The organism is Caballeronia sp. M23-90 (assembly GCF_053574605.1).
This window is the reverse complement of sequence record NZ_JBSIPA010000206.1, coordinates 1-10,840: the sequence shown is the minus strand read 5'-3', so window position 1 is coordinate 10,840 and position 10,840 is coordinate 1. Positions and strand designations below refer to the sequence as shown.

General features: G+C 56.2%; 9 protein-coding genes. 5 read left to right on the top strand and 4 right to left on the bottom strand.

Annotation, left to right across the window (positions count from 1 at the left end; translation table 11 throughout):
* Window positions 1–102: 102 nt before the first annotated feature.
* Entirely contained in the window at window positions 103–1,920 is a 1,818-nt protein-coding gene (locus ACRXB1_RS19825; protein WP_449492957.1) for an FAD-dependent oxidoreductase, read from the top strand.
* Between the two features lie 4 nt (window positions 1,921–1,924).
* Here ACRXB1_RS19825 and ACRXB1_RS19820 read toward each other — a convergent pair whose 3' ends face one another.
* Together ACRXB1_RS19820 and ACRXB1_RS19815 are read right to left on the bottom strand one after the other, a co-directional pair.
* Window positions 1,925–3,340 (bottom strand): heavy metal sensor histidine kinase, encoded by a 1,416-nt coding sequence (locus tag ACRXB1_RS19820; RefSeq protein WP_062003595.1) that lies wholly within the window; start codon window positions 3,338–3,340, stop codon window positions 1,925–1,927.
* Window positions 3,341–3,345: 5 nt separating this feature from the next.
* Complete coding sequence (locus tag ACRXB1_RS19815) at window positions 3,346–4,026, bottom strand: heavy metal response regulator transcription factor (protein ID WP_062003596.1); 681 nt, start codon at window positions 4,024–4,026, stop codon at window positions 3,346–3,348.
* Window positions 4,027–4,265: 239 nt separating this feature from the next.
* Between ACRXB1_RS19815 and ACRXB1_RS19810 the strand changes: the two genes are divergently transcribed.
* The 4 genes from ACRXB1_RS19810 to ACRXB1_RS19795 all read left to right on the top strand — a co-directional run bounded on the left by ACRXB1_RS19810 (window position 4,266) and on the right by ACRXB1_RS19795 (window position 7,355).
* Window positions 4,266–4,844 carry a cytochrome b/b6 domain-containing protein gene (locus ACRXB1_RS19810; protein ID WP_062172035.1) on the top strand — a complete coding sequence of 193 codons (579 nt, stop codon included), beginning with the start codon at window positions 4,266–4,268 and terminating at the stop codon, window positions 4,842–4,844.
* Between the two features lie 2 nt (window positions 4,845–4,846).
* Window positions 4,847–5,629, top strand: a complete 783-nt coding sequence (locus ACRXB1_RS19805; protein WP_449492956.1) for a molybdopterin-dependent oxidoreductase — start codon at window positions 4,847–4,849, stop codon at window positions 5,627–5,629.
* A 39-nt stretch (window positions 5,630–5,668) separates the two neighbouring features.
* Window positions 5,669–6,283, top strand: coding sequence for a hypothetical protein (locus ACRXB1_RS19800; protein WP_062003771.1), 615 nt, complete (start codon window positions 5,669–5,671; stop codon window positions 6,281–6,283).
* A gap of 361 nt (window positions 6,284–6,644) precedes the next feature.
* Window positions 6,645–7,355: a hypothetical protein gene (locus tag ACRXB1_RS19795; RefSeq protein WP_449492955.1), complete on the top strand. Its 711-nt coding sequence runs from the start codon at window positions 6,645–6,647 to the stop codon at window positions 7,353–7,355.
* A gap of 884 nt (window positions 7,356–8,239) precedes the next feature.
* On the opposite strand, the gene ACRXB1_RS19790 is transcribed toward ACRXB1_RS19795, so the two are convergent.
* Together ACRXB1_RS19790 and ACRXB1_RS19785 are read right to left on the bottom strand one after the other, a co-directional pair.
* A complete protein-coding gene (locus tag ACRXB1_RS19790; protein ID WP_449492954.1) occupies window positions 8,240–9,100 on the bottom strand; it encodes a hypothetical protein in 861 nt (286 codons plus the stop codon).
* A gap of 338 nt (window positions 9,101–9,438) precedes the next feature.
* Entirely contained in the window at window positions 9,439–10,509 is a 1,071-nt protein-coding gene (locus tag ACRXB1_RS19785; RefSeq protein ID WP_449492953.1) for an FUSC family protein, read from the bottom strand.
* Between the last annotated feature and the right edge of the window lie 331 nt (window positions 10,510–10,840).

Genomic DNA, 10,840 nt, shown 5'->3' with positions numbered 1-10,840 from the left:
TGCTGGCGATTTGGCAGGCCACGGGCACATGGCGGCCATTTCGCCAGCTGCGGCCAAGGGCGCGCTGCACGAAGCCGTCTACCTTCATGGAGATCGACACGCATGAGTACTGCCCACGAAGGCATGAGCGAAGGATCGGATCACGCCCGGTCGGAATGGCGGGACAACGCGCCGCCAACGCGGGAAAACCTCGACACCATCAGTAACGACACCGTCTCGTCCGCGCCTTCGGAGACGCCCGCCGACGCCCCGTTTTCACCGCTGCAAAGCCGCCGTCACCAGATGTACCCGCACCTGACTGTCGATGAAATCGACCGCATGCGCGGGTTCGGCGCGATCAAGTACTACCGCGCTGGCGAGCTGATGTTCGAAGTCGGCTCGCCGGGCCCCGGCATGTTCGTGTTGCTCAACGGCCACGTGCGGATCACGCGGCGCGACGGACTCGGGCATGTGCATCTGGTGGTCGAATCGGAGCCCGGGCAATTCGTGGCGGAAGTCGGGCAGTTGTCGGGGAAACCGGCTCTGGTCGATGGCCACGCGATCGATGACGTCGAAGCCATCCTGATCGCGCCGGATCGGCTGCGTGCGTTGCTCGTGGCCGAGGCGGATCTCGGCGAGCGGATCATGCGTTCGCTGATCCTGCGCCGCGTGGGTTTGATCGAAAAGGGCAGCGGGCCGATCCTGGTCGGTCAGGCGGACGATGGACGGCTGGTATCGCTGCAAGGATTCCTGAGCCGCAACGGTTATCCGCATACCGTGATCGATGCCTGTACCGATCCGGAAGCCATCGCATTGCTGGAACGGATCTCGACATCGAAGGCGGACTTTCCGCTCGTCATTTGCCCCGATGGCACGGTGATGCGTGCGCCCGATGAAAACCAGCTCGCGTCGCAACTGGGCTGGCTGCCGGAATTCGATCCCGCGCATATCTACGATGTCGCCGTCGTCGGCGCCGGACCGGCCGGATTGGCGACCGCCGTGTACGCGGCGTCCGAAGGTTTGTCGGTCTCGGTGTTCGATTGCCGCGCGCCGGGCGGGCAGGCGGGCGCAAGTTCGCGCATCGAAAACTATCTCGGCTTTCCGACCGGTATTTCAGGTCAGGCGCTCGCCGGTCGAGCGTTCGTGCAGGCGCAGAAGTTCGGCGCGCATATTGCCATTCCGACCGAGATCAAGGCGCTGCATTGCGATTGCACGCCCATTCAGATCGAATTGATGAACGGCACGCGCGTCACCGCGCACACGGTCGTGATCGCGACGGGCGCGGCGTACAGGCGGCCTGCGATCGATGGACTCGAGAAATTCGAGGGGCGGGGCACGTATTACTGGGCGTCGCCAGTCGAGGCGAAGCTGTGCAAGGGCTCGGAAGTCGTGCTCGTCGGCGGCGGCAATTCGGCGGGACAGGCAGTGGTTTATCTGGCATCGCACGCGGCGCGCGTGCATTTGCTGATCCGGGGCGCGGGGCTGGAATCAAGCATGTCCCGGTATCTGATTGACCGGATCGCGTCGTTGCCGAACGTGACCGTGCATACGCGCACGCAGATCGAATCACTGCAGGGCGACGGCCGTACGCTCGCCGCCGTGCATTGCAAGACGCCTGGCGGCCCGCTGAAGCTCGACGTGCGGCATCTGTTCCTGTTCACCGGTGCCGATCCGAATACGGCCTGGCTCACCGGATGCAACGTGAGTACGGACGGCAAGGGTTTTGTGCTGACGGGCCCGGAGGCGCATGGCGGCCACATGGACGGCGCGACGGCGCTCGAAACCAGCGTGCCGGGCGTGTTTGCAATCGGCGATGTGCGCTCGGCATCGACGAAACGCGTGGCCGCGGCGGTGGGTGAGGGCGCGGCGGTTGTATCGCAGATCCACGGTATGCTGGCCGCCCGGCAGGAACTGGCATTGCAGGCCGGCGAGGTGGATTAAACGGTCAGCGGCGCGTGACGGACTGTTGTGAGCGAGCGGCGAATTGCAACGTGAACTCGATCCACCCGCTCGCCGAACAGCTCGCCGATGCCGACCCGCCATGCAGCCGCATGATGGCCTGCACGATCGCGAGTCCGAGGCCGCTCGATTCCGTGAACTCGCTGCGCGCGGCATCGCCTCGGTAAAACCGGTCGAACAAGCGCGCGAGTTCATCCGGCGATACACGCTCGCCCTGATTGCCGATCACGATACGCGCGCCCTGCGCGTCTTCGCTGCCCGTCAGGCGAATCGTCGTGCCGGGCTCTGCATACCGGACGGCGTTCACCACTACATTGCTGATCGCGCGCCGCGACATGATCTCGTTGACGAACATCTCGCCTTCGGCCTGAACGTCGAAGCTGAGATTGCGTTCATCGGCGAGACCTTCGAAGTAGGTCGCGATGGTCTCGAGCTGCTCGCACGTGTTCAATGTAGTGCGCTCGATTTCCTGCCGCTCGTGATCCGCTTGCGCGAGGAACAGGATGTTCTGCGCAATGCGTCCCAGCCGCTCGAGCTCCTCCAGATTCGACTCCAGCACGCTCTTGTATTCGCTTTCGCTGCGCGTGTGGGCGAGCGTGACCTGCGTCTGCCCGATCAACACGCCGATGGGCGTACGCACCTCATGCGCGAGATCGGCCGAGAACTGCAGCAAGCGTTCGTACCCGGTCGACAAGCGGTCCAGCATCGCGTTAAACGATACCGCCAGGCTCTGCAACTCGGTCGGCGTGTTCCCGACATCGAGTCGTGCGGAAAGCGTATTGGGCGTGATTTCGGCGGCTTTATCGGCCATCTTGCGCAAGGGCGTGAGGCCGCGACTCGATACCCACCACGCGAGCAGCGCCGTGACCAGAACAGCAATCGCCACGTTGATCCACACGCGCACGAGATACGTCGACAACACGCGCGCCTCCTGTGTCATCACGTGTGCAGCGATGATCTCCACTACTTGACCGGTATCGCCCACTTGCGCCTGAGCCGCGACCCAGCGCATGCGCACGCCGTCAGGACGCGTGCCTTCATAGAGCGCGTCGAGATCCACCGCGCGATTCACCGGCACCGGGACCACCGGCGGCAACGGCAGGTTCTCCGGATTCACATTGATAAACGGCGCCACGCCCGGCCGCCGGAAAATGATCACATCCTGGCGATCGCCGAGCATGGTTTCAAAGAGCCGTGGCCGCGCTTCGATTTCCTGGATCGTATAGAGGTCGTGCAGCAGCGAGCGGAAATGTTCGACACGTCCGATCAACTGATAATCGGCGCGCGTCGACAGGGTCAAGCTCGTTGCGTGATAAAGCGATCCGCCGACCATGCTCACCACCACGCATACAATCAATGCAAAGAGGATCGTGATGCGGACAACGAGCGATTGCGAACGCATCGGATTCAATGCGACTCTCCGGTCGCGCCGAACGAATAGCCGATGCTGCGCACCGTGTGGATGAGCTTGATATCGAAGGGCTGGTCGAGTTTGGCGCGCAGGCGCTTGATGGCGACGTCGACCACATTGGTGTCGCTGTCGAAATTCATGTCCCACACTTCCGATGCAATCAGCGTGCGCGACAACGCCTCACCTTGTCGTTTGCAGAAGAGATGCAGCAACGCAAATTCCTTGTTCGTCAGCGCGATGTCGATTCCCTGGCGAGTCACTCTGCGCCGCAAGACATCCACATGAAGATCCGCGACCTGAAACACATCCGATTCACGGATCACGCCGCGCCGCAGTAACGTGCGAATGCGTAGCACGAGTTCGGTGAACGAAAACGGCTTTACGAGGTAATCATCGGCGCCGAGTTCCAGACCATGAATACGATCGCTCACATGGTCGCGCGCCGTGAGGAAGATCACCGGCAGGTCGCGTTTGGTGCGCAGCGCCTGCATGATCTGCCAGCCATCGAGGCCGGGCAGCATCACGTCGAGCACGATCAACTCGTACGGGTGCGCCAGGGCCTGATGCAGGCCATCGGCGCCGTTGCGAATCAGGTCGACCTGATACCCGGACTCCGTCAGCCCCTTCTTCAGATAGTCGCCGGTCTTGCGGTCGTCTTCTATAACGAGAATGGTCATGCGGCGGGTGTGTTGCGCTCGAACGCGCGTAGGTTGCGAAGAACCTCATTCTAACGATCCGCCTCCCATGCGCCGGAAAGATGACAAAAAAGTCATTAACGTGTCATGCGTTCATCAGCGCGGTATCGTTAAGATGCGATCAAGCGACGCCGGTAACGGTCGCATCACTTTTTTCTTGCGAGGCGAATTTGGCTCAACCATCGACTCGATCCGTGACACCCGTGGCGAAGCCCCGCGCCATGCAGCCCGGCTGGGTTCGCATCACGCACTGGGTCAATGCGCTTGCGGTCGTGGTCATGGTCACGAGCGGCTGGCAGGTCTATAACGCTTCGCCCATTTTTCCGGCGCTGGTCTTTCCGGCCAGCATCACGTTGGGCGGATGGCTCGGCGGCGCGTTGCTGTGGCACTTCGCGGCCATGTGGGTGCTGGTCGTCAACTTCCTGATCTACATTGCGATGAACATCGTGTCCGGACGATTTCGCCGTAAACTGTTCCCGCTCAGCGTAAAGAGTCTTATCGGCGATCTGCGTGCCGCGCTCACCGGCAAGCTCAAGCACGACGATCTGTCGCACTATAACGCCGTGCAGAAGGCGGCTTATCTTGCGGTTATCGTGGACATCGTCATCGTGATCCTGTCGGGACTCGCGATCTGGAAGTCGGTGCAATTTCCATTATTGCGTGACTTGATGGGCGGTTACGACAGAGCGCGCGTCGTTCATTTCTTCGCGATGAGTTTCCTGGTCGCATTTTTCGTGCTGCACGTGGTGATGGTCGCCCTCGTTCCACGCTCGTTGTTATTGATGATCCGGGGCCGTTGATCATGTTGAACCGAAAAAGCGAACTGATTGCGAAGCATCTCGATGTCGACAATATCCTCAAGGACGCACGCAACGAATTGAAGGCGCCCGCGCGGCGTCTCTTCGGCAAGCGCATCTTGTCGCTGGGCGGCTTGATGATGCTGTCCGGCTGCAACATCTCCGACGACAAGTCCGTCAACACCGTGCTACGCACCATGTCGCGTTTCAATGATGACGCGCAAGCTTTCCTCTTCGATCCCAACAAGCTCGCGCCGACGTATCCCGAGTCGATGATCACGCGGCCGTTCCCTTTCAACGCGTTCTACGACATAGACGATATCCCGATGGTCGATGCCGCCAGCTACAAGCTGCCCGTCGGCGGTCTGGTGAAGGGCAAGAACGTCTGGACTCTTGATGAATTGCGTGCGCTGCCGCAGGAAAGCCAGGTCACGCGTCACATTTGCATTGAAGGATGGAGCGCGATAGGCAAGTGGGGCGGCGTGCGTTTTGCCGATTTCCTGAAGCGTTCAGGTGCCGATACCACGGCGAAGTACGTAGCGTTCCATTGCGCCGATAACTATTCTACGAGCATCGACATGCCGACCGCGCTGCATGCGCAGACGCTCTTGACGCTGACGTACGACGGTCAGGTCTTGCCGCCGAAATACGGCTTTCCAATGAAGCTGCGCATGCCTACGAAGCTGGGCTACAAGAATCCGAAGCACATCGTTGCGATCACCGTGACGAACGAATATCCCGGCGGGTACTGGGAGAACCAGGGTTATAACTGGTTCGGCGGGGCTTAAGCCTTTTTACTAATTACTATTGGAGTCTCCATGGCATCTGTGTCAATCCGCATGAAACTGGGTGTATCGATTGCAGCACTCGCATTTGCCGGCGTTGCGCTGGCCCAGGCGCCGGCTGCGAAGCCCGCGCGCATTCGTGGCGATATCGTCTCGATCTCCGGCGATACGCTCACCGTGCACCGTCGTAGCGGCGATACCGTGACCATCGACATGAAGCAGGACACGCCGGTGACGGCTGTGAAGAACATCAAGCTCGGCGATATCAAGGCTGGGTCGTTTATTGGTACGGCTGCGACCACTGGCACCGATGGCAAGATGACGGCGACCGAAGTGCTGGTGTTCCCGGAAGCGGCGCGCGGGACGGGTGAAGGGCACTACGCGTGGGATCTGGCGCCGAACAGCACGATGACGAATGCGAATGTCGATCAGGTTGTGACCGGCACGAGCGGGCGTGATCTGAAGCTTTCGTATAAGGGCGGCTCGAATACGGTGACCGTGCCGGAAGGTGTGCCCGTGGTGACGTTTGCGCCGGCTTCGCGTTCGGATCTGGTCGCAGGGAAGAAGGTGTTTATTATCGCCAGCCCGGTCAAGGGAACGGAATACGCCGCTTCGCGCGTCGTGGTCGAGAAGGATGGGGTTGCGCCGCCGATGTGAGGTTTCGCGTCATAGGCGTATGAAAGGACAAAGCCGACTTCGAGTCGGCTTTGTTGATTCATGGTGGTGGCGTTAGCCTTCTTTTATGCAAGTTCGCTATTGATCTCATAGTCGAAACGTGAGGTAAAATCGAAATCAGTTTGAAGACTCGGCGCAGAACATTAAAGTTGCGCCAGTAGCGCCTACTTTATCGACCCTAATTTAGTACTTTTGACGCTTTTCCAGCGACTTAGCGCGACCAGTTAGTGACGACCACAAGAGAACAACTTCATGCCGGATACAGTGTCGAGACCAGTCTGCGGGATCGTTATGCCTATTTCTTCGATTGATGGATGCACGGAATCACACTGGACGGACGTCCTTGAGATCTTGTGAAGCAATTGAAGGCGCTGATTTTGAAGCAAATATTGTCAGCAATGCAGATGACGTAGGGATAATTCACAAACGCATCATCCAAAACCTGTATGACAATCCTATTGTCGTTTGTGATGTTAGCGGCAAGAACCCAAACGTAATGTTTGAGCTTGGCTTGCGGCTAGCGTTCGATAAGCCCACAGTGATAGTTGAGGACGATAAGACCGCATACTCGTTCGATACGTCTGCTATTGAGCATCTAGAGTATCCACGCGACCTTCGCTTTTCTCATATTGTAGAATTTAAACGAAAACTAACCGAGAAGATTGCCGCAACGCACAAGCGGGCAACTACCGATCCGCATTACACTACATTTTTAAAGCACTTTGGAGAGTTTACAGTTGCTAAGCTTGAAAAGAAGGAGGTGTCTGGACAAGAATACATTCTTGAGGAACTGCAGGCTTTACGAAAGTCGATGCAACGTTTTGAATTTTTTTCAACTCACTCAAGGGACTTTGATGTTCGGCACTTTCGGTCTAGCCGCCAAGAGTCCGGCGTCGACATTTGCCTAAGAGGGTTAAAGGATACTTCCATGGAAGATATATTGGAAAAGGCTAGAGAAAATGCAAATGTCGTTAGTGCTCGCCTCTTTGAAAGAGGACCGGACCACAAACACCTTTGCTCGAAATCATGCCTGGTACAAATGCATCCGAACTAAAAAAATTGTTTTCCCGGCAACTGCTTCAGCGACCAAGGGTTCGCCATGATGGCCGGATTGAGAGGCCTGAAATCGAACGGTAGACCAAGTGTATATCGTGAATTTGAACGTTGAGGGGCTGCCTAAACTTGCGTTTGTACTTATAAAGGCGGAACGACGTGCTCATGACGAGGCTGATTGTTGTGCGTAATCGCCGCACAAATGGCAGTAATTGTTACTTTCATTGGTTTTTCGCGGAATTCGGGAAGACTCGAACAATGCTATAAATTGGGTAATAGGCAGTTGAACGGGCGAAAGATGGCACCCATTTAAAACTGGCTTTGTATTTCCGAAAGTTACGAAGACATTTTTTATCCTACTGCGAAAAAGAGCCGAAACTTTCTAGCATCATGAGCGGTGCAAGTGCAAGATTCATTCTCTGGTATGCTCGGTTCGGAATATTTCCCTCATGGACAGGTGAGCGAAGTACAGACTTCCGGCTACCCATAATAGTCCCAAAATGCCTCCAAAAAGTAGGGTCGACCCTATACCGGTCCTCAAGTTATATCTCGATAGAAAAGGAGTGATTGCTAAAAGCAAAAACAATCCGGTGTATGCTACGGATATGAAAATATGAGTTTTGAACTTGCTGTAATCAGGCCAGTTAACCAACGCTCTGGAGAACTCCGACTCGAAAATCGCTAAGTCCCTTGCCTCTTTAAAAATCCACGCCGCCAATACAGTCGGCAACAAAATAACAAACTTCCCAAATTCTTCGTTCACGTGATCCCAGTCAAAGATCCGCCTAATTGAATCGGGGAAATACGTGATAAGTGCAATTATCATCATAATTATTACCGATTCAAAACTTACCAAAACCACCCTTGTAAAGTAAAGAAACTTCATTAATGCCTCATGTTTCTTTCGGTAGAAATCTTTTTAAAGAGGGTATTGGAAATCGCCGCGAGACGATGTGCGTCCGGCTCTTTATCGTAAAGGAAACTCTCGTTTGAATCTGATGTTTTGATAGTTACTAGTGTTGTGCCGTCCGATCCCACGACCCGACCGCTGCCATAGCCGTCTGCCGCCATTAGCAACGCCGCATCCGTAATGTCTGGCTCGGTATCAGGTTCGTACTGCGGATTCACAATTATATTTTTTATCAGTTGCACAACATTCGTCGTGAGGCCGTTGCCGTTGGCACTGACCTCTTTGATCGACACGTCGGAAGCTTGGCGCCTTTTTACATAGCTGTCCAGGCTTTTCCACAAACGCCCGAACATTGGATTAGGCGGAAATACCTTCGCTTGAATCTCGGTAAATGTTTTTATGGACTCCAAGCGATTTGCAAATTCTTGATAGTTTGTTATTTGCTCAACATCACATCCAACAAAAAACTTATCGTATGCCGATTCGATAATTGTCTTAAATCTTCTTGGAAACACATCATCTTGAATCCCATTCCATACGTGCAGGAAGGCAAGCCCAGAATACTCTGGGAGATAAACGAACGGAGAGCTTGCTTCTACCAAATTCCGTGCTACTGCTTCCACCTGTGACCGAGATTGACTATCAACTACGGTCACGTGTCCGTTTTCGGCGTACTTGACTAATTTTCCAAAAACAAACGGCAGATCTTGATCGCGCATATCAACCGTATCGGTTATAGTCCACTCAAGTCGCCCTATCTGAACCGTGGGAGCATTAAGTATCGCTTCCATCAATTTTTCTTGATTTAGCACCCCACGTTTGATTACTCTTCCCAAGTAGAAACGTCCTCGTTGCATCCGCAAGCCTGTTTGTGGAATAAAAATATCACTCTACACTATTATATCGGTGGAAACTGTGAACGTTTTGTTAGGTTTGATGCGTGACGAAAATGTGGTTGTTAGTTGAAGGGTTTTGTTGCTCAAGAAGGCGAGTCTTAATTGTCGGCGACGAGGTAATCGCCTCTCAGATGGTTAAGCTATCGATTATTGAGATGATTGGATGAAGGCATAAACGAGCCGTTGGCTTGGCAGTCTGCTTGAAATTTGCGGTCGGCTTACTTCGGTTTTATTACTTAATTGTGGCGTTTTTCTTATGTGCGCGTTTCGAGCGTTGTCTAACCGCCCTCTTTCCCCTCCACCGTCGTCACCAAATCGCCAAAATCCGTCACCAACAAATTCAGCACAAACGGCAGCACCGTATTCTTCTCCATCGCAGCATTCGCCTTATCTGCCTTCTGCCTCAGCCTTTCGAACGCCTCCCGCGCTGCTTTGACATTCTCATCCTGCTGCCGTTTATCGGCATCGAGCGTAGCCGCCAGTGCCTTCGCCAACCCATCGAACGCATCCGCAGCCTCGCCCAACGCTTCCCGCGTCGACGCAGTCAACCGCCGGGCCAAGCCCACATCCCCCGCGAACGCCTGCCCTAGAAACAGCGCATCGCGATGCAACCGCGTCAGCATCGGCACGACCTTATCGATCACGTTCTCGCGCGACCGTTTCACCGGCACGATAATGTGCTCCCGACCAGCCTCGGTAATCGCATCGTCGAGCGCCTGCTCAGCCGCCGCCGACCTTCGATGCAATCCTTCCGCTGTCCGCGCGTCGTCAGGCTTGCGTAGATAAAGCGCGATCAACTCCCCGAGCGTTTGCACGATCTCACCCGCGCGATTGTGCGCGGCATTGATCGCCCGGTTCGGCAATAGGAACGCAACAACCAGCGCCGCGCCAGCGCCAATCAGAATCTCCAGCACGCGATCGATAGGTCTCTCGAACGGCGATCCCACGCCGCTGGCCGGAATCAGCACCACGATGACCAGCGTGACGCACGCAAGCCGCAAGGTCGGACGCCACGCGGCAAGCGCCGCAAGCGGCACGAGTTCGATGGCAAAGACCACCAGCGGCTCTGCCCCGCGAACGATGGCGAGCAATCCGAGCACGCCCAGTATCGCGCCGATCACCGCGCCGATAATCTGATCGCGTCCGGTCGTCAGCGCTTGGTTAAGGCTCGGCTGCGTAACCACGATCAGCGTAGTAATGACCGCCCAGTAAAGCTCGGGCAAGGTCGCGAGTTTGGCGGCGCCGTAACTCAGCAAGCAAGCGATCAGCGTTCGCGCAAAGCGCCGCGTTTCTGCGCCACCGGGTTTGAAAGTAATACGTCGTAAGTCTTGAAAGGCGGCTAAGGGCATGGAGCGATACCAGATTGGACGCTTGAATTATGGCTGACCGTGCGCACTTTCCTTGTAGGCATTCATCGCCGATAAATCCGGCCGCCTGCAACATCGGGCTGGTCGCGTTACCATTGGTGGTTCAGTAATCGCGCCGCTTTCAACGCTGGCGCGCATTGTCACCGGTTTCATCGATCACACTCAATCAGGAGCCACGCATGAGCCAAAACACCCAATATCCGAGCACGCAGTTGTATATCGATGGCGCATGGCGCGCAGGCGCTCGCGACACGGCTGTCGTCAATCCGGCAACGGAAGGGGAAATCGGCCTCGGCGGCTTCCGCGAGCTGCT

Excerpts from the sequence above, each read along its gene's own strand:
- ACRXB1_RS19825 (WP_449492957.1), top strand. The coding sequence starts at position 103 with ATGAGTACTGCCCACGAAGGCATGAGCGAAGGATCGGATCACGCCCGG.
- ACRXB1_RS19820 (WP_062003595.1), bottom strand. The coding sequence starts at position 3,340 with ATGCGTTCGCAATCGCTCGTTGTCCGCATCACGATCCTCTTTGCATTG.
- ACRXB1_RS19815 (WP_062003596.1), bottom strand. The coding sequence starts at position 4,026 with ATGACCATTCTCGTTATAGAAGACGACCGCAAGACCGGCGACTATCTG.
- ACRXB1_RS19810 (WP_062172035.1), top strand. The coding sequence starts at position 4,266 with ATGCAGCCCGGCTGGGTTCGCATCACGCACTGGGTCAATGCGCTTGCG.
- ACRXB1_RS19805 (WP_449492956.1), top strand. The coding sequence starts at position 4,847 with ATGTTGAACCGAAAAAGCGAACTGATTGCGAAGCATCTCGATGTCGAC.
- ACRXB1_RS19785 (WP_449492953.1), bottom strand. The coding sequence starts at position 10,509 with ATGCCCTTAGCCGCCTTTCAAGACTTACGACGTATTACTTTCAAACCC.